Origin of the sequence: Lentzea sp. NPDC004782 (assembly GCF_040609115.1) — a bacterium.
Lineage (GTDB): Bacteria > Actinomycetota > Actinomycetes > Mycobacteriales > Pseudonocardiaceae > Lentzea.
On the sequence record NZ_JBEXJN010000013.1, the window covers coordinates 74,803 to 97,005 of the forward strand.

Below are 22,203 nucleotides of genomic sequence, written 5' to 3' on the forward strand. Positions count from 1 at the left end.
GATGGCCGAGTGGCGCAAGAGCACCCGGAGCGGCAACGCGGGCAACTGCGTGGAGGTGGCCACCGGCATCGGAATCCGGGACAGCAAGGCGCCCGCCGCGCACATCCAGGTGGGCGCCGTCGCGTGGACCGCGTTCCTCGCCCAGGTCACACGAGAGCGCTGAGGTTCGTCCGGCGGGTGCTGCCGGTCTTCGCGAGCAGGTTGCGGACGTGCGTGTCGACGGTTCGGCGTGAGACGGAGAGCTTCACCGCGATCTCGCCGTTGGTGGCGCCTTGGGCGATGAGCAGCAGCACGTCCATCTCGCGGCTCGTGACACCCAACGCGCGCAGGTGGGCCGGCACGCTGGCGTCGCCCCGGCCTCGGCGGGGGATCGGGATGCCCGCCTCGCGCATCACCTTCTCGCACCGGCGCCGCCACGGGGTGTTGCCGAGCGAGACGAAGGCGCCGTGTGCGGCCGCCGCCCGTGAGGCGTCCTGCACCAGGACGGCGGCGACGGCGGCCAGGAACGGTGAGCGGTCCAGGTCGTCCCAGGCGCGGTCGTCGCCGAACGCCAGCCGTGCCAGGCCGCGGTTCGTCCACGAGCCGACCCCCTCGTCCAGCAACGACGCGGCCGCGGACAGGTCATTGCGGTCCACTGTGGACAGCAGAGCGCGGATGCCGCGCGTCTCCGGGAACGAGGTCAGGGCGTCGGCGTAGTGCAGGGCACCCGCGAGGTCGGCGGCGAGCAGGGCGTGCCACAGCTCGGCGGTCGCGGGCGGCAGCTCGACGGGGTCGCCGCAGAGGACTCCGGCGGTCCGCAGGTGGTGGTCGGCGAGGGTGAGCAGCGCGCCGCGGGCGTGCGGGCGGGCCTGGTGCAGGCGGAACGGGCTGACGACGGTGAGACAGTCGACGACGCCCAGTTCGAGATCGGCCCGCCACTGCCAGCCGGGGATGCAACGCAGCAGGGCCAACGGTTCCACGGCGTCGGCGGGGTCACCGGTCATGGCCTGGCGCGCGGCCAGGAGCAGTTCGGTGCCGTCGCGCAGCTCCGCGGGTCGCAGGTCGCCGAGCTCGACCGCGCATCTGGCCGCACGGGCGCGGGTGTCCGCCGTCGGTGGCGTGGTGGCCAGGTGGGCGAGCGCCTCCTCGAAGCGCCCGAGCTCGACCAGCGCCGCCGTGAGCGTGTCGACGGCGGCAGCGCGGATGTCGTTGGTGGGCGCCAGTTCCACCGCGCGCGACGCCGCGAGAGAGGCCTCCAGCGGTGACCGCCGGGCCAGGCGGTGCCGGCCGAGAGCGACCCACGTCCTGGCCGAACGGGACGGCGAAGCGCACGCCAGCACGGCATCGCGGATCAGGCCGTGGCGGAAGCGGTTGCCGGTCAGCAGGTGCGCGGCGGCGAGGTCGTCGAGCGCGGCGGCGACGGTGTCCGGGTCGAGGCCGGTCAGCGGCTGGACCTCCCGCCACGTCAGGACGTCGTCGACGACGGCGGCGGCGTGGGCGACCTCGGCGGCCGCCGGGCTCAGCGCGGCCAGCGCCGTGCGGGTGAAGGCTTCGAGGGTCGGCGAACCACCGGTCACACACAGCTCCACGATCGCGAGCGGGAGCCCTTCCGCCCGGTCCAGGACGGCCGGTCTGCCGCCCAGGGCGTCGACCAGCGCGGCCGCGGCGTCGTCGGACAGGCGCGGCACCAGGCCGGTGCCGGCGCAGGCGCGTTCGGTGGTGACGACGACTGCGTTGGCGGCGAGGTGGGGGTGCACGGCGGTGTCGTCGAGGAGCAGAACGCCGTCGACGGCGTGCAGCAGGCGGACGACGGCCTCGGCCAGGACGTCCGGGGAGACCGGTCGGCCGGTGCGCCACTCCGGGACCAGGTCGCCGAGTGCCTCGCGGTAGCAGGCCGGCAGGTCCGGCCACCCGCGCCGGGTGACCGGGAGCAGGGCCTCGGTGAGGGTGCGGCCGCGCAGGACCGTGCGGCCGTGGGCGCGGGCGATCCGCGCGAACTCGGTGACCAGGCGCGACTTGCCGATGCCCGGTTCACCTCGCAGGGTCAGCGCACCTCCGGTCGTCAGGGCGTCGTCCCATTGGGCCAGCTGGGCTTCTCGTCCGAAGAGCGGCGTCACCGTTCCAGCTTTCGGCCCCACCGCGCCCCGGCGCCACCTCCATTCCGTTTCCGGCTAACTAGGCGAGGCCGCCGCGCTAAATCCGCAGCCGTTGCCGACGCGGCGGCCCTCGCCCGGTTGGTCAACTGGTCCCGTCGGATTTCCAGGAAGAGGGGGAGAACATGCGGGTGGCAGCAGTGGCGGCGGCGGCCCTGGCGGCGCTGGCCGTGTTCACCGGGACGGCGAACGCGAGCGGTTACGTGCACGACGGGTTCGAGGGGTCCTACTGGAACCGCTGGGAGCCGGGTCAGCAGGGTGACGCCCTGGCGGGCTACGACGACCAGGGCGAGCCCGGTGTGGCGTTCAAGGGTTCGGTCAACGGCTGGCTGTACTCCCACGGCGGGTGGGCGGCCAACCGGCGCAAGGTCGACGTGTCCGGCTGGGGATCGCGCGGCAACTGCGAGGCGCGGATCTGGGCCAACCCGCTCGGCTGGGCCAACCAGGTCGAGCTCCAGGTCTGGGACCCGAACGGCTGGCAGATGATCGCCACGGAGGCGCCGTGGCTGGAGGGTGACCGCTACCAGCAGATCGTCACGCACGTGAACCTGAACGGCCGCAACACCGTCTACGTGCAGGCGATCTTCAGCACCAGGGGCGCCGCGCAGTTCGTCCGCATCGACGAGATGGAACTGCAGTGCGCCTGAGCCGGTGAGGCGGACCGGGCCCCGGACCCCAGCCGGGGCCCGGTCGTTACGATCCGAACCATGACCATGGCCGCGGCGATCGACGCCGTCCGCGCAGCGTTCATCGGGCTGACGGCGGGGGAGTTCGAGCTGCCGCCGCGGCAGGCGTTCAGCGACAGCCGCTCGCTCGTCATGACGGCGCACCACCTGCCCACGGCGTCCACGGCGGTCAAGGTGGTCAGCATCGAGATCGAGCGCGACCCGGTGATCACCGGCACGGTCGTCTACTCCGACCCGGACGGGCAGTTCGTCACGGACGCGGTGCCGCTCACGACGTTGCGCACCGGTGCCGTGGTCGGCGTGGCGACGGAACTGCTGGCCGACGAGGACGCCTCGCACCTCGCGCTGCTCGGCGCCGGGGCGCAGGCCGCGGACCAGGTGCGGGCCGTGCACGCGGTGCGGCCGCTGAAGAAGCTCGTCGTGTTCAACCGCAACGCGCGCAAGGCCGAGGCGTTGCTGGAGTCGTTGAAGGACGAGCTGCCGGACACGGTCCTGGACGTGGCGCTGGACGCGGAGGAAGCCGTGTCGGGCGCGGACGTCGTGTGCTGTGCGACGGCGTCGACGAAGCCGCTGTTCTCGTGCGACGCCTTGAAGGAACGGGTGCACGTCAACGCGATCGGCTCGTACCGGCCGGTGATGCGCGAGCTGCCGGAGGAACTGCTCACGACCGCGGAAGTCGTGGTGGTGGACCAGGTCGAGGCGGCGCTGAGCGAGGCCGGGGAGATCATCCGGGCGGTGCGGTCCGGGGTGCTGCGGCTGGAGTCGCTCGTCGAGCTCGGTGCGGCGCTGGGGAACCCGCCGTTGCGTCAGGGCCGCACGGTGTTCAAGTCGGTCGGTGTCGCCGTGCAGGACTGGGCGGTCGCCCGGTTGCTGGCGTGAAGGACGCCGAACCCTGCCACCGCAAGGGTTCGGCGTCCGCGAGCCGGAAGAGGTCTCACACCTGCCACTTCTGGTTGGCCGTGCCGCCGCACTGCCAGATCTGGAGTCTCGTGCCGTTGGCAGAGGAGTTCCCGGTGGCGTCCAGGCACTTGTTCGCCTGCGGGTTCACGATGTCCTGAGCGCCGCTGACGGTCCACTGCTGAGCACCGGAACCGTTGCAGTCCCACAGCTGGACCGCTGTGCCGTTCGCGGTGCCGCCGCCGGAGACGTCCATGCACTTGCCCAGCGCGCGGATCGTGCCGTCACCGGGACGGCTCCACTTCTGGGCGGCGTTGCCGTTGCAGTCGGTGATCTGGATGGGCGTGCCGTTGGCGGTGTTGGCTCCGGCCACGTCGACGCACTTGCCGCCGATGCCGCGGATCTCCGTGCCACCGCTGGGCGGCGGGCTGTCGGTGCTGGAGGCGCGGACCCAGTCGATCACGAGCTGCTGCGGGAACGTCGTGCTGCCGTCGGGGTAGCCGGGCCACTCACCGCCGACCGCGAGGTTGATGATGATGAAGAACGGCTTGTTGAACACCCACGGGTTGCCGTTGACGTCGGTCGGCGTGTTGCGGGCGTAGACGTTGCCGTCCACCGACCACACGATCTCGCCCGGCCGCCAGTCGACCGCGAAGTTGTGGAAGTCGTCGGCGAAGTTCGGGCCGTTGTAGGCGTGGGACTTGCCGCCGGAGCCGCTGTAGCCCGGGCCGTGGATGGTGCCGTAGACGGTGTTCAGCTGGTGGCCCAGGTTCTCCATGATGTCGATCTCACCGGAGCTCGGCCACGGGGTGCCGCTGTTGATGTCCGCGCCCAGCATCCAGAACGCGGGCCACATGCCCTTGCCGCGCGGCAGCTTCATGCGCGCTTCGAACCGGCCGTAGGTCTGCGTGAACCTCCCGGCGGTGTTGATGCGCGCCGAGGTGTACTCGCAACGGCCGTACCAGCACTGGTAGTTGCCGGGGTTCTCGCGCTTGGCGGTGATCACGAGGTGGCCCTGGCCGTCGTGCACCGCGTTCGAGGTGCCGGCCTGGTACCACTGGGACTCTTTGTTGTTGCCGTTGTTGTTTCCGACTTCGAACTGCCACTTGCTGCCGTCCACGCCGGTACCGGCAGGGGCGTTGAACTCGTCGGCCCAGGTCACCGCCGCGTTGGCAGGGGGAGCTTGGCTGGTGGTGGCGACGGTGATCCCCGCGGCCACCAACAAGGCGGCGGCGAGGGCCGTCCCGATGCGTCGCTGCATCGAACCGACCTTTCGGGTATTTGGTTGTGCGCCCAGTGGTTCGGAAGTGTTGTCACGTCGTGACTCTCGGTCAACGTGTAAACGTTTTCACGTTTACATCAGAGTGAGAGCGCTCCCATAAGAACTCGGTTGCGCCAGGTGGCGGAGATCGGCAGCGTCGAACGGCATGACTCGGGAGATGCGGTGGCTGCTGGCGCTCGCCTGCGGTGTGGCGGTCGGCAACGTGTACTTCCCGCAGGCGGTCACGCCGTTGGTCGCGGCGGGCCTGCGGATCTCGGCGGACCAGGCGGCGGTGGTGATCACGGCCGCGCAGATCGGGTACGCGTGCGGGATCTTCCTGCTGGTGCCGCTGGGGGACCGGGTGCCGTACCGGCCGTTGATCGCCACGCTGTTCGCCGTGACCGGGCTGGGGCTCGCGGTGGCGGGGTTCGCGCCGTCGCTCGGACCGCTCTTCGCCGCCGGGGTCGCGGTCGGCCTCTCCACGGTGATCGCGCCGATCATCGGGCCGATGGTCGCCGGGATGGTGGCGCCGGAGCAGCGGGGTGCCGCCAGCGGGACGATGCTCGCCGGGTCGATCGGCGGGATGCTGCTCGCGCGCACCGTCAGCGGGGTGCTCGGCGAGTGGCTGGGCTGGCGTGCGCCGTACCTGGTGGCGTCGGGGCTCGCGGTCGTGATGGCGGTGGCGTTGTGGCGGGCGTTGCCGGGCGGTGAACCGCACACCCGGCAGTCCATTCCGGACCTGCTGCTGGAACCGTTGCGGCTGCTGCGAAGCGAGCCCGAGCTGCGCCGGTCGTGCCTCTACCAGGCGACGGTCTTCGGGGCGTTCAGCGCGGTGTGGGGGAGTGTCGCGTTGCTGCTCACCGGCCCGGTCTACGGCTTCGGTGCGCAGTCGGTCGGGTTGCTGGCGCTGGTCAACGTCGTGACGATGGTCGCGACGCCGGTCGCGGGGCGGATCGTGGACCGGCGTGGTTCGGATCCGGTGAACCTGGTCTGCATGCTCGCGGTGATCGGGTCGGCCGCGGTGCTCGCGGCGGGTGGTTCGGGCGGCGTCGGCGGGCTGGTCGCGCTGGTGCTCGGCACGCTCGTGCTCGACGTCGCCATGCAGTGCGGCATGGTGGCCAACTCCATCCGCATGTACGCGCTGAGCGACACCCGTCGCGGTCGCCTCAACACCGCGTACATGACCTGCGCCTACGTCGGTGGCGCGGTGGGGTCGTGGCTCGGGGTGCGGGCGCACGTGCTGTTCGGCTGGCGTGGTGTGTGCGCACTTGTGGCGCTGATGACGTTCGTGGCTCTGGCGCGCCACCTCGTCGCCATCAGGCAGCGTGTGAACGCGTGACGTTCCCGGGAGGCCGGGAACCAGGCCTCCCGGGAACGGTGTGCTCAGCCCTGCGGCGTCGTGATCACGTTGAAGACCGAACCACCGCTCGCCTGGCGGGCGCTGAGGTCCTCGAGGATCGTCGAGATCGGGGCGTAGTTGTTCAGCTCACCCGGCTGGCAGGGGCCGCTGCGCGCCTGCTGGCTGCCCTCGAGGATGCCGAGCGCTGCCTTGTCCACCTGGCTGAACAGCGGGCCGCCGCTGTCGCCCGCCCTGGCGCACACGTCGGTGTTGATGCCGACGTCGGTCGAGAGCACCCGACCGCACCTGGTGCCCACGAGATAGCCCTCACCGGCGCCGCTGTCCACGGAGTCCGGGTAGTTCACCGCGCTCGAACCGGAGCCCGACGCGCACACGATCGCGCCCGGCAGGATCTCGGCCAGCGGGGTGACCTTCGTGATCTCCTGGTTCTGGGAGGTCGCCTGCGGGCCGCACGGGGTGTCCGCGTCGCTGTCCTGACCGCCGTTGCGGCAGTACTTGAGCACCACGTTCCGGTTGGGCTGGCTCTCCAGCCACGTGTTGGCGGTGGCCGCGTCCACGTACTGGACGGCGGCGTAGTCGTACGGGTACGAGTTCTTCTCGATCCCGTGCTGGTTCACGACCGGCTGGCCGTTGTGCTGCGTCGGCACGTTGTTCGTCTTGGTCGCCATGCAGTGTCCCGCGGTCAGCACCCACGGCACGCCGGGGAAGGCGCCGCCGGTCGTCCGCAGGTTGAAGCCGCTGGTGCAGCCGCCCACGGTGCCGTTGTCGCGGGTCATGTCGAGCCGCAGGCCACCCCTCATGGGGCCGTAGTTCGTGCAGTACAACGGGTGGCAGAAGCCCCAGTCGACCGAGTACGGGGTCGGCTTGCGCAGGGTGCGGGCGGAGACCAGGCCGGGTTCGACGGCGAACGCGCGGTCTGCCGGCTCCGCGGTCACTCCGGCCTTGTTCTCCTTGAGCCAGTCGCGTTCCCAGACCACGACGCGGTTCTCGGTCGCGCTGACGGACGGCAGGTACACCGAGTCCGGTCCGGCGCCGACCTGCTCGCTGATCCGGTCGCGGGCCGCTCGCAGCGAGGCCAGCGAGTGCTGCACCGTGCGGATCTTGACGTGCCCGCGGTCCGGCATGGCGACGACGTGCCGCTGGGCCGCGGAGGGCTTCGTCATGGCCACGACGAGCCGGCCACCGCCCTCCTGGTCGAGCCACATGCCGCCGTACTCACCGGGGGCCTCGCGCTTCAGGGCTTCGTCGAGCCTGGTCGCGTCGTTCTGGAGCTCCAGCCGGCGCAGCGCCTCCCGTTCGCTGACGCCGTAGGTCTTGACCAGGTAGCCGATCGACTCCTTCACGGTGCTGGGGTCGATCTTGGTGTGGAACGACGGCCCGGCTGTGGCCGGTACCGCTGCGAGTGTCGCCGAGAACAACAGTCCTGCGGCGACCACCCCCATGTTTCTGGCTGACCGCAATGGGTTCTCCTTGCTCGGTTGACTGACGCGGTCATTGAACGTGCCCGGAGAGCCGCGGGTGGCCGTATCCACAAGATCTCCACGGAATCTTTGCCACATCGCCGTGAGTCCACCACTTGACGGATCCGGCTAATGGCATTAGCTTTTGGGCTATGCCTGTTCGCCCCGGTCTCACCACCTCGAAGGTCGTGGACGCCGCGCTGGAGCTCGTCGACGAGCAGGGCGTCGAAGGACTGACGCTCGCCGCCGTCGCCACCCGCACCGGTGTCGCCACGCCCTCGCTGTACAAGCACGTCGCGAACCTCGCCGAGCTGCGCGGGCACGTCGGCGTGCGGGTGCTGGAGGAGATGGCCGGCAGGTTCACCACCGCGGTGCTCGGCCTGGCGGGCGACGACGCCGTCGCCGCCCTCATGCACGCGTACCGCGCCTATGTGCAGGAACACCCGAAGCGGTACGGGGCCATGCCGATGGACCCGTTGCACGACGAACTCCAGCGCGCCGCGGGCATGAAGCTCATGGAAGTCATGCTCGCGACGTTGCGGGGCTACGGCCTGGAGGGCTCCGAAGCCGTCCACGCCACGCGGCGGCTGCGGGTGATCGTGCACGGCTTCGCGTCGATCGAGTCCAGCGGCGGGTTCGGCCTGCCGGAAGGGCTCGACGACACCTACGACCAGCTCGTCCGGATGTACCTCGACGACCTCAGGGGGAAGAAATGAGAGTTCCGCTCGCCGTTGCCGGCCTGCTTTTCCTGCTGTACCCGGCTTTGCGGCCGTGGGAGGACGAAACCACGACGCAGGGCGCGGCCGCCGCGATGGGGTCGGGCGCGTGGGTCGCGTCGCACCTGTTCGCCATGATCGGGTTCATCCTGGTGGCGATCGCGCTGCTGGAGATCCACCGGACGGCCGCGATCACGTTCTGGGTCGGCGCCGGGCTGACGTTGCCCTACTACGGCGCGGAGGACTTCGGTCTGCACGCCATGGCGGGGCAGCCGAACCTCCTCGAACTCGCCGAGGCCGTGCGCTACAACCCCGTCGCCATCACGACTTTCGCGGTCGGGCTCGTGACGATGGGCGTCGCGGCGGTCATGGTCGCGGTCAGGCTGCGCACCACGGCGTCGATCCTGTTCGCCGCCGGGTTCGCGTTGTTCCTGCCGCAGTTCTTCACCCCGCCCGCCGCACGGATCGCGCACGGCGTGCTGCTGCTGGCCGGCTGCGTGTGGCTCGCCTGGGAGTCAGCGCGGCGTGAGGCGAAAGACCCGCAGCTCGCGGCCTCCTGACTGCGTCACGTAGTCCTCGAACGCCGGCCAGGCCGCCACCATCTTGCGCCAGGCGGCCTCGCGCTCGGCCCCCTGCAGCAGCGCCGCGTGCACGTCGCGAATGTCGCCGCGGACGTTCACCTGGATGTCCGGGTTCTTCAGGATGTTCGCGGTCCACGCCGGGTGGTGCGGCTTGCCCCAGTTCGAGCCGACGACCAGCATGCCGTCTCCGTCGGTCACGTACTGCACCTGGTTCAGGCGCTGCTCACCGGACCTGGCGCCCACGGTGATCAACGTCAGTCCGGTCTGCTTGCTCAGCGAGACGGTCATGACCTTGCCGCCGGTCAGCTTGTACAGCAGGCGGTCCGTGCCGATCACGGCCTTCTCGAACCAGGACATTCGCTACAACGCTCCCGTCGACCTCGCCGCGTGGACGGCGGCGGTTCTGTTGTGCACCCCCAGCTTGCGCATCGCACCGCGGAGGTAGGCCTTGACGGTTTCCGTGCTCAAACCGAGCTCTTCGGCGATCTCCCGGTTCGACCCGCCCACCGCGGCCAGCCGAAGCGTATCGAGTTCGCGCGGCGTCAGTCCGCTCGGGACGGTCACCGGGGTCTCGCCGCCGAGGTCCTGGTGCACCTTGCGGAGTCGTTCGCGCAACGCCGGGTCGCCGACGAGCCGGGTGACCTCGGCCAGTTCCCGCAAGGCGGCTTGCGTGTGCAGTGAAGGCATGGTCAGGTCCCCCGCGAGGCCGTGCGCGATCGCGCCGGCCATCCTGATCGCCCGGTCGCCGACGGTCGTCTGCCCGCGCACGGCTCCGTAGAGCACGCCGTGCACGGTGCCGCGGACCGTGACCGGGTAGGCGAAGACCGAGGTCAGCCGTTCGTCGACGACCACCATCTGGTCGAACTCGTGCGTGATCGCGCGGGTCGAGGCGTAGTCGTTGACCCGCACCGGGGCGCCCATCGCGATCGCCGTGCCGCCCAGGCCGCGCCCGGTGCCGACGCGCAACCCGTGCAACGACGTGCCGTGCGTGCCGTAGAAGCTGCTGAGCACCAGTTCGCGGCCGGGCGTGACGGCGCCGCCGAACACGACGGGCAACCCGGTCGCACGGCGGAGCATGTCCAGGCGTTGCGGCAGCAGCGCGTGGAAGCGGTCTGGCAGCACGCCCGCAGTCTCGCCGACCGGAGCACCCTCGAAAAGGGGTGCACCCCCGTCCGGGGGTATCCCGATGGCCGCCGGTCTCCGCACCCTTCGGGAATGTCTGGTCACGACACCTACCGCGCGGCCCGCGACCTGATGCTCACCGACCCCGCCTCGTTCCGCTGGCCGAGCTTCGACGACGGCTTCAACTGGGCGCACGACTGGTTCGACCGCATCGCCGAGGGCAACGCCACCACGGCGTTGCACATCGTCGAGGAGAGCGGGACGGGCCGCGACTACTCCTACGACGAGATGCGCCGCCGGTCGAACCGGGTCGCGCGCTGGCTCGCGTCGCACGGGGTGGGCAAGGGCGACAGCGTGATGATCATGCTCGGCAACCAGGTCGAGCTGTGGGAGTCGATGCTCGCGGTGATGAAGCTGGGCGCGGTGATCATGCCGACGACCACCGCGCTCGGGCCGGCCGACCTCGCGGACCGGCTCCGGCGCGGCAACGTCCGGCACGTCATCGCGCGGGCCGGGGACGCGGGCAAGTTCGAGGACGGACCGGTGCTCATCGCGGTCGGCGGTGCCGCGCCCGGCTGGCTCGACTACGCCCAGACCGCCGAGGCACCGGACCACCCGTTGCCGCACCCGAGGACGAAGTCGGACGACCGGCTGCTGCTGTACTTCACCTCCGGCACGACCAGCCGCCCCAAGCTGGTCGAGCACACCCAGACCTCCTACCCGGTCGGGCACCTCACGACCATGCGCTGGATCGGCGTCAGGCCGGGCGACGTGCACCTCAACATCAGCTCGCCGGGCTGGGCCAAACACGCCTGGAGCTGCTTCTTCGCGCCGTGGATCGCCGAAGCGACGATCTTCGTCCACAACTACACGCGGTTCGACGCGGCCGAGCTGCTGGCCCAGATCAAGGACGCCTGCGTCACCACGTTCTGCGCACCGCCGACCGTGTGGCGGATGCTCATCAAGGCCGACCTGAGCGGAGGACCCGGCTCGTTGCGGGAGGTCGTGGCGGCGGGCGAGCCGCTCAACCCCGAGGTGATCGAACAGGTCCAGAAGCAGTGGGGTCTCACGCTGCGCGACGGCTTCGGCCAGACCGAGACCACCCTGTCGGTGGGCAACCTGCCCGGAGACGAGGTGAAGCCCGGTTCGATGGGAAGACCGGTGCAGGGGGTCCCGGTGGTGCTCGTCGACCCGATCACCGGCGAACCGGCGGACGAGGGCGAGATCTGCATCGACCTGCGGGAACGGCCGATGTCGCTGATGGTCGGCTACCACGGTGACCCTGAACGCAACGCCGAGGCGATGGCCGGCGGTTACTACCACACGGGCGACATCGCTTCCCGTGACGAGGACGGCTACCTGTTCTACATCGGACGCACGGACGACGTGTTCAAGGCGTCGGACTACAAGATCTCGCCGTTCGAGCTGGAGAGCGTGCTGATCGAGCACCCGGCGGTCACGGAGGCCGCGGTCGTGCCGGCACCGGACCCGCTGCGGCTCGCGGTGCCGAAGGCGTACGTGGCGTTGAGCGCGGGCTGGCCGCCGGACCGGGACACGGCGCTGGCGATCCTGCGGCACGCGCGGGAGAACCTGGCGCCGTTCCAGCGGATCCGGCGGCTGGAGTTCGCCGAGCTGCCCAAGACGGTGTCCGGCAAGATCCGGCGGGTCGATCTGCGCACACGGGAGGAACAGGGCATCGACGCGATCGAGTGGCGGGACGATCAGTTCCCCGAGCTGCGCCGGTAGGGCGCTTGCCCGTGGTGATCTACTGGTCACATGGTGCGAAAGATCGCCGGCCGCCCGGCAGTGATCACCGGGGCCGCCTCGGGAATCGGCCGCAGCCTCGCCCAGCGGCTGTCCCGGCACGGCTCACCGGTGGTCCTCGCCGACGTCGACGAGGCCGGGCTGGAGGAGACCGCGAAGTCGCTGCCCGGCCCGGTGCTCAGCCGGGTGCTCGACGTGCGGGACGCCGACGACGTGCACCGGCTCGCCGACGAGGTCCAGGACTGGCTGGACCTGCCGATCGCGGCCGTGTTCAACAACGCGGGCGTTGCCACGTCCACGACCGTGCTGAACTCACGGCCCGAGGACGACTCCTGGCTGTTCGACATCAACTACTGGGGCGTGGTCAACGGCACGCGGGCGTTCCTGCCGTTGCTGGTCAAGCGGAACTACGGCGTCATCGTGAACACCTCCAGCGTGTACGGGCTGGTCGGGATGCCGAGGAACAGCGCGTACTGCGCCGCGAAGTTCGCCGTCCGCGGGTTCACCGACGCGCTGCGCCAGGAGCTGCGCGGCACCGGCGTCTCCGCGGTCACCGTGCACCCCGGCGGCATCAAGACCAACATCGTCCGCAACGCCCGCATCCACACCGACCCCGAGGAGCGCGGCCGGTCGCTGGAACAGATGGCCGAGGACTTCGACAAGGTCGCGCTGACCACTGCCGACAAAGCCGCGGAGATCATCCACCGCGGGGTCGAGCGGGGGAAGGCGCGCATCCTGGTCGGGCCCGATGCGTACGTTTTCGACGCGCTCGCCCGGATCGCTCCGACGCACTACTTCAGCGTGATGGCGCGGTTGTTCGAACACTGAGTTGGATCATTTTGGGGCATGATCTCCGCCGTGGTCTCCCCAGCGGTGGTGCGGCGCGCTGAGCAGTGGTTCGTGCGGCAGGGCGCGCCGACGATGATCGAGGGCTACGGCTTCCGCTCGCACGTGCTGCCCCGGATGCTGCCCGCGCTGACGTTCGTGGCGGTCGGCAGCCTCGCGTGGCTGGTGCTGCTGCGCTCGACCGGGCTGTCGAAGTGGGTGCTGCTCGGCGTGATCGTCGCGGTGGTGGTGTCCGCGTGGATCCTGCTTTCGGTGTTCGTGCGGAGGCTGCCGAGCTTCTCCCGCCAGACGACCGTCGTGCTGCTGGTGGCGTACGCGGCGATGCCGGTGATCGTGCCGCTGCTGCAGTACGTGGTCAACGACGACATCATCACGCCTGGAGCTGACCCGCACGACTGGTGGGTCGTCCCGCTGTGGTTCGTCGCCTTCTTCGGCCTGGCCTTCGTGGCGACCATGCTGGCCACCACCTACGGCCTGGGCGCGCTGCTGAAGGCCGCCATCCGGCACGTGATCGCCGACCTGCGCAACAGCGTGCACCTGCTCGGCAGGGCCCTGCCGCCGATGCTGTTCGTGACGCTGTTCCTGTTCTTCACCGGTGAGCTGTGGCAGGCGATGAACCAGCTGAGGTGGCCGCGGGTGTCGCTGATCGTGCTGATGTTCGTCGCGATCACCGTGCTCGCGGCCGCCGCCCGCCTGCGTGACGAGATCGGCAGGGTCGAGCAGGACCTGCGCCCGGAGGTGCTGGCGGTCGCCTGCAAGGGCACGCCGCTGGCCGGGATCGAGCTCGCGGAACCGTTGCCGCCCAAGCGGTTGAACGGACGGCAGCTGCGCAACCTGCTGGTGATGCTCGCGATCCGCCAGCTCGTGCAGGCGGCGGTGATCGGGCTCGCGCTGTTCGCGTTCTTCGTGCTGCTGGGCCTGATCGTCGTCACGCCCGCCATCGCCGAGCAGTGGATCGGGGCGCCCGCGAACATGTCGGTGTTCCCCGGTGTGCCGTCGGCGATGTTGCGCAACGCGACGCTGTTCGCGGCGTTCGGCAGCATGTACTTCTCGGTGACCTCGATGAGCGACACCGAGCACCGGCAGCGGTTCTTCGCGCCCGTGCTGGAGAAGGTCGAGCGCACGCTGGAGGTCCGCGCGGTGTACCTGGAGGTCAGAGGGCGCGTGCGGGTCTGACTGCTACGGTGCGGGAACGAGGTCGGCGCGGACCCGCCGGCCCAGCGCGAGAAGGGTTGGCTCGATGAGCTTGCTGCGCAGTTACGTCTCGGGTCGGTGGCACACGCCGGACGCCGAGGGTGCGCCGTTGCACGACGCCGTCACGGGTGAGGAGATCGCGCGGATCTCGTCCGCGGGCATCGACATGGGCGCGGCGCTGCGGTACGGCCGCGAGGTCGGCGGGCCCGCGTTGCGCGAGCTCACGTTCCACCAGCGCGCACAGCTGCTGAAGGCGCTGGGGCTGTACCTCAAGGAGCACAAGGCCGAGCTGTACGCGCTGTCCGCGCGCACGGGTGCGACCAAGTCCGACTCGTGGATCGACGTCGACGGCGGCTTCGGAGTGCTGCTCGGGTACGCGTCCAAGGCCAAGCGCGAGCTGCCGAACGATCGCGTGTTCGTCGACGGCGCCGTGGAGCCGTTGGGCCGTGGCGGCACGTTCGCCGGTCAGCACATCTGCACGCCTCTTCGCGGGGTCGCGGTGCAGATCAACGCCTTCAACTTCCCCATGTGGGGGCCGTTGGAGAAGTTCGCGCCCGCGTTCATCGCCGGCGTGCCGTCGCTGGTCAAGCCCGCCTCGCAGACGGCGTACGTGACCGAGAAGCTGGTCGAGCTGATGCTCGCCTCCGGGCTGCTGCCCGAGGGTTCCCTGCAGCTCGTCTGCGGCTCGGCCGGTGACCTGCTGGACCACCTGACGCCGCAGGACCTCGTGGGCTTCACCGGGTCCGCCTCCACCGCGCAGCACCTGCGCACGCACCAGGCCGTGATCCGGTCGTCGGTGCGGTTCAACGCCGAGGCGGACTCGCTGAACTGCTCGATCCTCGGCCCGGACGCCCGTCCGGGCACGCCGGAGTTCGACCTCTTCGTCGGACAGCTGGTGACCGAGATGACGACCAAGGCGGGGCAGAAGTGCACCGCGATCCGGCGTGCGCTGGTGCCTGCCGAGCTGATGGACGCGGTGGCCGAGGCGACGTCCGCCCGGCTGGCCGAGGTCGTGATCGGCAACCCGGCCGACAAGTCGGTGAAGATGGGCGCGCTGGCCGGTCTGGAGCAGCGCGAGGAGGTCCGGCGGTCGCTCAAGGCGTTGCAGGAGAACGCTTCGGTCGTCTACGGCGACGGCCCGCTGTCCCTTGTGGACGCTGATGCCGAGCGCGGCGCGTTCATGTCGCCGATGCTGCTGCGTGCGCCCGCCGACGCCGTGCAGCCGCACGAGGTCGAGGCGTTCGGACCGGTGTCGACGTTGCTGCCGTACTCGTCGGTCGACGACGCGGTGACGCTGGCGGCGCGCGGTTCCGGTTCGCTGGTCGGCTCGATCGTCTCCGCCGACACCGACTTCGTGCGCGACGTCGTGATCGGCGTGGCGCCGTGGCACGGCCGGTTGCTGGTGCTGGACCGCGAGGACGCCGGCGAGTCCACCGGACACGGCTCACCGCTGCCGATGCTGGTGCACGGCGGACCCGGCCGGGCCGGTGGCGGCGAGGAGATGGGCGGCATGCGCGGCGTGCTGCACCACATGCAGCGCACGGCCGTGCAGGGCAGCCCCCGCACGCTGGCCGCCGTCACGAACCGCTGGGTCGCCGGCGCCCCCCGCCGCGACGACTCGGTGCACCCGTTCCGCAAGACGCTGGCCGAACTGCGGCTCGGTGACACGGTCGTCGCGGGGCCGCGTGAGGTGACGCTGGAGGACATCGAGCACTTCGCGGAGTTCACCGGTGACACGTTCTACGCGCACATGGATGAAGAAGCCGCCGCGGCGAACCCGTTCTTCGGCGGCCGGGTCGCGCACGGCTACCTGGTGGTGTCGTTCGCGGCGGGCCTGTTCGTGTCGCCGGAGCCCGGTCCGGTGCTGGCGAACTACGGCCTGGAGAACCTGCGGTTCCTCACGCCGACGTTCCCCGGCGACACGCTCACGGTGACGTTGACGGTCAAGCAGATCACGCCGCGCGAGGACCAGGACTACGGCGAGGTCCGCTGGGACGCCGACGTGGTGAACCAGAAGGGCGAGTCGGTCGCTCGCTACGACGTGCTCACGCTGGTCGCCAAGGGCCAAGGGACTAGCTGATCTTTATGAACGGCGCATTTGTCCACCTGAGGTGGATGAAAGCGCCGTTCATAAAGATCAACACTGGTTGCTCGTCACAGCACTAACGCGGTTCGCGCTTCGGGAGGGGCCGGGTCGCCGGTCCCTCCAGCACCTCGCCGTCCACGTCGAACCGCGACCCGTGGCACGGGCAGTCCCAGCTGCGCTCCGCGGCGTTGAACCGCACCAGGCACCCGAGGTGCGTGCAGCGCATCGACACCGCGTGCAGATGCCCCTCGTCGTCGCGGTAGACGCCCATCTTGCCGAGGCCGTCGCGCACCACGTGAGCCTGGCCGGGCGGCAGGTTCTCGCTGGACGTGGCGTCGGCGGGCAGCACCCGGTCGCCGACGAACTCGGCCGCCACCTCGGCGTTCTTGCGCACCAGCTCCGGCAGCGACTTCAGCGAGAACCGGTGCGGGCTGAACCGCTCCGCGAGGTCGTTCGGCTTGCCGGTCACCAGGTCCGCGAGCAGGGAGGCCGCGAACGTGCCGCTGGTCAGGCCCCACTTCATGTACCCGGTGGCGGTGAACATGGTGGTGCTGCCCGGCGTGTAGCCGCCGATCATCGGCAGGTGGTCGTACGAGGTCGGGTCCTGCGCCGACCAGCGGTGCGTGACCTCCTCGACCTGCCAGTGCCTGCGGGCGAAGTCCTCCAGCCGCCGGAACGGTTCCACCGCGGGCTGCCCGGTCGCGTGGCTCTGCCCGGCCAGGATGAGCTTGTCGCCGTGCGCGGCGATGGACCACGACGGGCTGCCGGTGCTGATCGCGAGCGACCGCGGCGGGTTCGCGACGCGTGCGGCGATGCAGTAGGCGCGGGTGAGCTCCATGCGCGCGAAGTACAGGCCGCGGTCCAGGGTGGGGAAGTGGGTGGCGATCACGATCTGGTTGGCCTCCACCTGACCGTCCGCAGTGGACAGACGGGTGCCGCTCACGTCCAGCACGCGGCTGTGCTCGCGGACCGCGCTGCCGTCTCCGTCGATCGCGGCCGCCAGGCCCAGCAGGTACTTCACCGGGTGCAGGGTGAGCTGGTCGTCCAGCCGGATCGCGGCGTGCACCTCGAACGGCAGGTCGACGTCGACGCTCGCCCGCACCGGCAGCCCGACCTGGCGGGCGGTGATCAGCTCGTGGTCGACGTCGCGCACCTCGGCCTCGGTGTAGGCGTAGGTGACGGCGGGGGCGCGGCGCAGGTCGCAGTCGATGCCTTCGAGCTCGACGAGGCTCGCCACCTGGGCGACGGCGGACTGGGACGCGGTGGCGTAGTCGGTGGCGGCGGCGAGACCGTGGGCGCGCCGGATCTGGGAGTACACAGTGGACTGCAGGGCGGTGACCTTGGCGGTGTTGTTGCCGGACACGCCCGAGGCCACGCGATCGGCTTCGAGCACCACGACCTTCAGGCCGCGACGCTTGAGCAGCAGAGCGGTCGTGAGGCCGGTGATGCCACCGCCGACCACGGCCACGTCGTAGGTGTGCTTGCCGGTCAACGGCGGGCGTGGGTGCTCGGGCAGGGCGGAGAGCCAGAGCGACTGGTCAGCGGTGGTGGTCATGGTCGCGGATACCCGGCGTGCGGAGTGGGTATGCGAGCGCGGCGCGCCTCCGGCCGCTCGTCGCGGTCGATGAAGGGCGCCTTCATCCAACTGTGGTCGATGAAGGCGCCCTTCATCCACCACGGGGCGCGGCCAGACCGCAAGCGGGGGCATGGCGATCGGAGCCAGCGGGTATGCGATCGGCATGGGTACGCACCGAGTAGTCGTAGTCGGTGGCGGGTTCGGCGGCCTGAACGTCGTGCGCGGCCTCAAGCGCGCGAACGTCGAGGTCACGCTGATCGACCGCACGAACCACCACCTGTTCCAGCCGTTGCTCTACCAGGTGGCCACGGCGTTGCTGCCGGCAGGAGACATCGCGCCGGCGTTCCGCGCGGTCCTGCGCAAGCAGCGCAACGCGAAAGTGCTGCTGGGTGAGGTGACCGGGTTCGACGCGCAGAACCGGCAGGTCCACGTCGACCTGCCGGACGGGACGTCGCGCACGGTCGGGTACGACACGCTGGTCGTCGCGGCGGGGGCGCGTGACAGCTACTTCGGGCACGACGAGTGGGCCGGTGCCGCGCCGCCGATGAAGACCCTGGAGCAGGCCGTCGACCTGCGGTCGAGGTTGCTGCGGGCGTTCGAGACCGCGGTGGCGGCCGGTGACCCGAAGCAGTGGCTGTCGTTCGCGGTGGTCGGCGCCGGACCGACCGGGGTGGAGCTGGCGGGGCAGCTCGCGGACCTGGCGCGCCGGGCGTTGAAGGGGCAGTTCCGGGAGATCGACCCGCGAGACATCCGGATCACGCTGCTGGACGCCGCGCCGTACGTGCTGCCCCCGTTCTCCGCGCCGCTGCGCGACCACACCCGGCGCAAGCTCGAACAGCTCGGCGTCACGGTGCTGACCGGTGCGATGGCCGAGTCGATCGACGACACCGGCATCACCACCAAGGACGGCGACCGGGTCGAGGCCCGGACGATCATCTGGGCGGCGGGCGTGCAGGCGTCGCCGCTGGCGCGCGAGCTCGCGGAGGCGTGCGGGGCCGAGGTCGACCGCAAGGGCCGGATTCTGGTGAATCCCTCGGACTGTTCCGTGACCCGCGAGGTCTTCGCGATCGGCGACATGGTGAACCTGAACGACCTGCCCGGTATCGCCGAACCCGCCATCCAGGAGGGCCACCACGTCGCCCGTGTGATCAAGGCACGGCTGAACGGGCGGGAGGCCAAGCCGTTCAAGTACCTCGACCTGGGCACGATGGCGACCATTTCACCTGGTGACGCCGTTGCGGACATCAAGAAGCTGCGGCTGAAGGGTCTCGTCGGCAAGGTGGCGTGGGCGCTCGTGCACATCACGTTCCTGGTCGGGTGGCGCAACCGGGCCGCGGTGCTCGCGCAGTGGGGCTGGAACATCGTCACGGGCCGCCGCGCGCAGCCGATCATCCTTGAGCCGATGCATGCGATAGAGCGGAAATAGCAGGCGCGGCTAGCGTCCACGAAAGCCGAAGCCACGGGGCGGAAGTGGACGGAATGTCGAACCTGGTGAACCAACTGCCCGTCGAGGTCGTGCGGTGGCCGGTGGACGCGGCGGCACGGGAGGCGTGCCAGCGCAGCGGGACGTTGTGCCTGCTGGTGCTGGAGAAGAACGTGCCCGCGCCCGTCCTCACGGACATGCGGGAGGACTGGGTCCGCGCGCCGGTGCCGCAGCAGGACCTCGCCGTGCGCATCGCGATGCTGCGCGCCCGCGCGGCCCGTTACGCCGTGCCGGAGCTGGACATGTCCGGCATCCTGCGCTTCCGTTCGCGTTCCGTGGTGCTCTCACCGACCGAACGGGCGCTGGTCGCCGAGCTGCTGAGACGCTTCCGCGCGCTCACCTCGCGCGAGGACCTGCTGCGCTGCCTGCCCACCAAGGACGGCGACACCAGCAACGCGCTGCACCTGCACATCATGCGGTTGCGGCGCCGGATCGCTCCGCTCGGCCTGGTCATCAAGACCCTGTGGAACCAGGGCTACCAACTGGGCCCGGCAGGGGCGTGAGCGGGTAAAGACAAAGGAAAACCGCAGGTCAGCGTGGATTCCCCGGGTTGGGTGTGATCCCTAGACTCCCTCGCACCGCAAGAACGCAGAGGGAGAACTGGGGTGTTCGAGGTGTTCGAGAAAGACGTCACCAGGCGCGGTTTCGTCACGGGTGCGGCGGCCGTCGCCGGTCTCGCCGGCCTGTCCACCATCGCTCCGGGACTGGCCGCGGCCGACCCGAAGCTCGCCGATCAGCACACCGAGCCGGAGATCCGGGCGGCCGAGGCCGGCGCGCTGGCGATGATGACGTTCCAGAAGATCGACGGCACGCCGGTCTACTACTGGCGGTCCGACCGCGGCAACACGACCCCGCGGAACTGGCAGTGCACCGACGCGTTCTACAACGCGCTCGTGGCGTGGATCCGGGACCTGCGCTCACTGTCGTCGAGCTACGGCTCGATCAGCTACATCGTCTCCGCCGGTTTCTACGTCGACAAGCCCGGCCAGCACGGCGCCGGCACCGCCATGGACCTCGACCACGTGCGCTGGTCCGGCGGCAACACCATCTCGCCGCTCGACCAGGCGCACGCCTCGACCAACGCGGCGATCCGCAAGCGCTACCTGGCGACCGAGGCCGTGTGCCGCCGCCGGTTCCGCTACGTGCTCGACGGCTGGTACAACGCCGACCACCACGACCACATCCACTCCGACTTCGGCGGCCTGCCGGTGCGCGTGCTGAAGGACTCCGAGTCCGACACCAAGTTCGTGCAGGCCGTGTGCAACAACTTCCGCGCCGCGGGCCTGGCGATCGACGGCATCTGGGGCACCAACACGCAGAACGCGTTCAACGGCCTCAAGTCCGCGCTCGGCGTGACCGGTGACCCGCACACCAGCTCGTCGGTGTGGCAGGCGATGCTGTCAAAGATCGCGACCAAGGGCTTCGCGAACCAGAACATCTGACTCGAAGTCGTCGAAGCTGTCGATCCAGGAATCCGGTTCCAGACCGGCGGTTCCGTAGCCGAACGACACGCAGACGACGGGCGCGCCCGCCGCGCGGGCGGCCTGGACGTCGCTGATGCTGTCACCGACCATCAGCGCGGCCGTGCCGCCCGCGCGCCGGACCGAGTCGAGCAGGTGCCGCGGATCCGGTTTGCGGTAGGGCAGTTCATCACCGCTCACCACCGCGTCGAACGCCTCGCCGAGGCCGAGCGCGTCGAGCATCCCGCCCGTGATCCGGCCGGACTTGTTGGTGCACAACGCAAGTCTCACCCCGCGTGCCCTGAGCCGCTGCAACAGTTCCTCGGCACCCGGATACGCCCGGGCCAGGTGCCCCGGGTCGTCGGCGTACGCGGTGAGGTACGCCTCCTGCACCGCCGGAGCCAGCTCTTCCGGGGCTCCGGCCTTCTGCAGAGCCGCTCGCACCAACGCCTTGCCGCCCAGGCCGACGTACCGCCGCGTTTCGTCGTCCTCGACTTCAGGCAGGCCGAATGAGCGCAACGCGGTGTTCACGGCGTGCGTGATTCCGGTGACCGTGTCCACCACGGTCCCGTCCAGGTCGAAGACCACGGTGTCGACATTCATTCCGGATCCACCGCCGCGCCGATCGGTCCCATGAATTCCCCCCAGCAAGAGAAACGCATTGACGCTTGTGCCGCAGGCTACTTGACCTTGTGGAGCCGACACAACGAGGAGGCTCCTCGGTCTCATCTGGCGAGAGACCGAGGAGCCCGGCGGCCTTGCTTCGTGACGCTTTCACCTACGGTTTCGGGCACTTCTTCCAGGCGAACTGGTAGATCGTCTCGATGGAGCCGTCAGTCGAGTCCATGGCCATGAAGCTGGTCTTCTTGGGATCCGACGTGCCCTTGTCCACGCGGAGCTCGGTGTTGATGTTGAAGTTCCGCTTCTCGCCGCACGGGTGGTAGATGATGGAGGCGATATCGGTCTTGTGGGTGACTTGCCAGTTGTCGCTCATCGCGCCGTTGAGGGTCTTCGACCGCTGATCGGTGTCCGACATTCCCTGGAAGTAGTAGCTCGCCTTGACCGTGCCCCTCGCCCCCTTTTCCAGCTGGGCGAATCCTCTGTAGTCGGCCTGGGCGATTCCGTAGGTGAACCCGCCCGGCACGTTGACCTTGAGGTTCAGCTGGCAGTTCTTGCGGAAATCGGTCGGCTTGGCCTGCGGGCCGACCTGGGCCAGGTAGTCGCTGTAGGTGACCGTGAAAGCCTTGTTGTCGGGGGAGACGGCGATGGCGGCCGAGCCCTGGCGGCAGCCGGAGCCGTTGACCGTGACGACGTCGATGGTGATCTGGCCCGTCGGAGGCGGATCTGCGGCCGGGGGAATGGTGATGGTGGACAGAGTCAGGGCGGCCGCAGTCAACGCACCAATCATGGTACACACCTTTCCGAATGTGCAGGACATGTCGGGCGGCGTGATACGAGACCGTATCGGAAAGGGTGTTAATGAACGTCCGCCAACCAGAGCAACATTGGATCGCGTCGTCCCGGGTCAATGTTCTCCAGCCATTTGTCACTATTTGTGGTCGATCGGTCACAGCACTGA

21 protein-coding genes are annotated in these 22,203 nt (G+C 69.9%); 13 read left to right on the forward strand and 8 right to left on the reverse strand.

Annotation, left to right across the window (positions count from 1 at the left end; genetic code table 11):
* Window position 1: 1 nt before the first annotated feature.
* Window positions 2–163: a DUF397 domain-containing protein gene (locus ABZV40_RS14670; RefSeq protein ID WP_355440347.1), complete on the forward strand. Its 162-nt coding sequence runs from the start codon at window positions 2–4 to the stop codon at window positions 161–163.
* Here ABZV40_RS14670 and ABZV40_RS14675 read toward each other — a convergent pair.
* Window positions 147–2,096 carry a LuxR C-terminal-related transcriptional regulator gene (locus ABZV40_RS14675; RefSeq protein ID WP_355440349.1) on the reverse strand — a complete coding sequence of 650 codons (1,950 nt, stop codon included), beginning with the start codon at window positions 2,094–2,096 and terminating at the stop codon, window positions 147–149. The genes ABZV40_RS14670 and ABZV40_RS14675 overlap by 17 nt on opposite strands.
* Before the next feature lie 161 nt (window positions 2,097–2,257).
* On the opposite strand from ABZV40_RS14675, the gene ABZV40_RS14680 reads away from it, so the two are divergent.
* Entirely contained in the window at window positions 2,258–2,779 is a 522-nt protein-coding gene (locus ABZV40_RS14680; protein WP_355440351.1) for a hypothetical protein, read from the forward strand.
* A 60-nt stretch (window positions 2,780–2,839) separates the two neighbouring features.
* A complete protein-coding gene (locus ABZV40_RS14685; protein ID WP_355440354.1) occupies window positions 2,840–3,697 on the forward strand; it encodes an ornithine cyclodeaminase family protein in 858 nt (285 codons plus the stop codon).
* Between the two features lie 55 nt (window positions 3,698–3,752).
* On the opposite strand, the gene ABZV40_RS14690 is transcribed toward ABZV40_RS14685, so the two are convergent.
* The gene (locus tag ABZV40_RS14690; RefSeq protein WP_355440356.1) at window positions 3,753–4,976 is read right to left on the reverse strand and encodes a family 16 glycosylhydrolase; all 1,224 of its coding nucleotides are present in this window, start codon (window positions 4,974–4,976) and stop codon (window positions 3,753–3,755) included.
* A 166-nt stretch (window positions 4,977–5,142) separates the two neighbouring features.
* Here ABZV40_RS14690 and ABZV40_RS14695 point away from each other — a divergent pair, with 166 nt between their 5' ends.
* On the forward strand, window positions 5,143–6,315 hold the full coding sequence (locus tag ABZV40_RS14695; RefSeq protein ID WP_355440359.1) for an MFS transporter: 1,173 nt from the start codon (window positions 5,143–5,145) through the stop codon (window positions 6,313–6,315).
* 44 nt (window positions 6,316–6,359) lie between these two features.
* Here the strand turns inward: ABZV40_RS14695 and ABZV40_RS14700 are convergent, their stop codons facing one another.
* Window positions 6,360–7,796 carry a trypsin-like serine protease gene (locus ABZV40_RS14700; RefSeq protein WP_355440362.1) on the reverse strand — a complete coding sequence of 479 codons (1,437 nt, stop codon included), beginning with the start codon at window positions 7,794–7,796 and terminating at the stop codon, window positions 6,360–6,362.
* Window positions 7,797–7,948: 152 nt separating this feature from the next.
* Between ABZV40_RS14700 and ABZV40_RS14705 the strand changes: the two genes are divergently transcribed.
* Both ABZV40_RS14705 and ABZV40_RS14710 read left to right on the forward strand, forming a co-directional pair.
* Window positions 7,949–8,512 (forward strand): WHG domain-containing protein, encoded by a 564-nt coding sequence (locus ABZV40_RS14705; protein ID WP_355440365.1) that lies wholly within the window; start codon window positions 7,949–7,951, stop codon window positions 8,510–8,512.
* Window positions 8,509–9,072: a hypothetical protein gene (locus ABZV40_RS14710; RefSeq protein ID WP_355440368.1), complete on the forward strand. Its 564-nt coding sequence runs from the start codon at window positions 8,509–8,511 to the stop codon at window positions 9,070–9,072. The genes ABZV40_RS14705 and ABZV40_RS14710 overlap by 4 nt, the downstream gene beginning before the upstream one ends.
* Here the strand turns inward: ABZV40_RS14710 and ABZV40_RS14715 are convergent.
* Window positions 9,028–9,450 carry a nitroreductase family deazaflavin-dependent oxidoreductase gene (locus tag ABZV40_RS14715; protein WP_355440370.1) on the reverse strand — a complete coding sequence of 141 codons (423 nt, stop codon included), beginning with the start codon at window positions 9,448–9,450 and terminating at the stop codon, window positions 9,028–9,030. The genes ABZV40_RS14710 and ABZV40_RS14715 overlap by 45 nt on opposite strands.
* A gap of 3 nt (window positions 9,451–9,453) precedes the next feature.
* On the reverse strand, window positions 9,454–10,215 hold the full coding sequence (locus tag ABZV40_RS14720; protein ID WP_355440372.1) for a LuxR C-terminal-related transcriptional regulator: 762 nt from the start codon (window positions 10,213–10,215) through the stop codon (window positions 9,454–9,456).
* A gap of 93 nt (window positions 10,216–10,308) precedes the next feature.
* Here ABZV40_RS14720 and ABZV40_RS14725 point away from each other — a divergent pair, with 93 nt between their 5' ends.
* The 4 genes from ABZV40_RS14725 (at window position 10,309) to paaZ (ending at window position 16,099) form a co-directional block, all read left to right on the forward strand.
* Window positions 10,309–11,961 (forward strand): AMP-binding protein, encoded by a 1,653-nt coding sequence (locus tag ABZV40_RS14725; RefSeq protein ID WP_355440375.1) that lies wholly within the window; start codon window positions 10,309–10,311, stop codon window positions 11,959–11,961.
* Between the two features lie 30 nt (window positions 11,962–11,991).
* On the forward strand, window positions 11,992–12,807 hold the full coding sequence (locus ABZV40_RS14730) for an SDR family NAD(P)-dependent oxidoreductase (protein WP_355440379.1): 816 nt from the start codon (window positions 11,992–11,994) through the stop codon (window positions 12,805–12,807).
* Window positions 12,808–12,825: 18 nt separating this feature from the next.
* Window positions 12,826–14,001 carry a hypothetical protein gene (locus ABZV40_RS14735; protein WP_355440382.1) on the forward strand — a complete coding sequence of 392 codons (1,176 nt, stop codon included), beginning with the start codon at window positions 12,826–12,828 and terminating at the stop codon, window positions 13,999–14,001.
* 64 nt (window positions 14,002–14,065) lie between these two features.
* A complete protein-coding gene (gene paaZ, locus ABZV40_RS14740) occupies window positions 14,066–16,099 on the forward strand; it encodes a phenylacetic acid degradation bifunctional protein PaaZ (RefSeq protein WP_355440384.1) in 2,034 nt (677 codons plus the stop codon).
* Window positions 16,100–16,181: 82 nt separating this feature from the next.
* Here the strand turns inward: paaZ and ABZV40_RS14745 are convergent, their stop codons facing one another.
* Entirely contained in the window at window positions 16,182–17,660 is a 1,479-nt protein-coding gene (locus ABZV40_RS14745) for an FAD-dependent oxidoreductase (RefSeq protein WP_355440387.1), read from the reverse strand.
* Between the two features lie 151 nt (window positions 17,661–17,811).
* Between ABZV40_RS14745 and ABZV40_RS14750 the strand changes: the two genes are divergently transcribed.
* The 3 genes from ABZV40_RS14750 (at window position 17,812) to ABZV40_RS14760 (ending at window position 20,606) form a co-directional block, all read left to right on the forward strand.
* Complete coding sequence (locus ABZV40_RS14750; protein WP_355440390.1) at window positions 17,812–19,107, forward strand: NAD(P)/FAD-dependent oxidoreductase; 1,296 nt, start codon at window positions 17,812–17,814, stop codon at window positions 19,105–19,107.
* Between the two features lie 53 nt (window positions 19,108–19,160).
* The gene (locus ABZV40_RS14755; protein WP_355440392.1) at window positions 19,161–19,667 is read left to right on the forward strand and encodes a helix-turn-helix domain-containing protein; all 507 of its coding nucleotides are present in this window, start codon (window positions 19,161–19,163) and stop codon (window positions 19,665–19,667) included.
* Between the two features lie 111 nt (window positions 19,668–19,778).
* Entirely contained in the window at window positions 19,779–20,606 is an 828-nt protein-coding gene (locus ABZV40_RS14760; RefSeq protein WP_355440395.1) for an extensin family protein, read from the forward strand.
* On the opposite strand, the gene ABZV40_RS14765 is transcribed toward ABZV40_RS14760, so the two are convergent.
* The gene (locus ABZV40_RS14765) at window positions 20,565–21,227 is read right to left on the reverse strand and encodes an HAD-IA family hydrolase (RefSeq protein WP_355440398.1); all 663 of its coding nucleotides are present in this window, start codon (window positions 21,225–21,227) and stop codon (window positions 20,565–20,567) included. The two genes, ABZV40_RS14760 and ABZV40_RS14765, sit on opposite strands and share 42 nt — an antisense overlap.
* Before the next feature lie 175 nt (window positions 21,228–21,402).
* Window positions 21,403–22,032 (reverse strand): DUF4360 domain-containing protein, encoded by a 630-nt coding sequence (locus ABZV40_RS14770; protein ID WP_355440401.1) that lies wholly within the window; start codon window positions 22,030–22,032, stop codon window positions 21,403–21,405.
* Window positions 22,033–22,203: the final 171 nt, after the last annotated feature.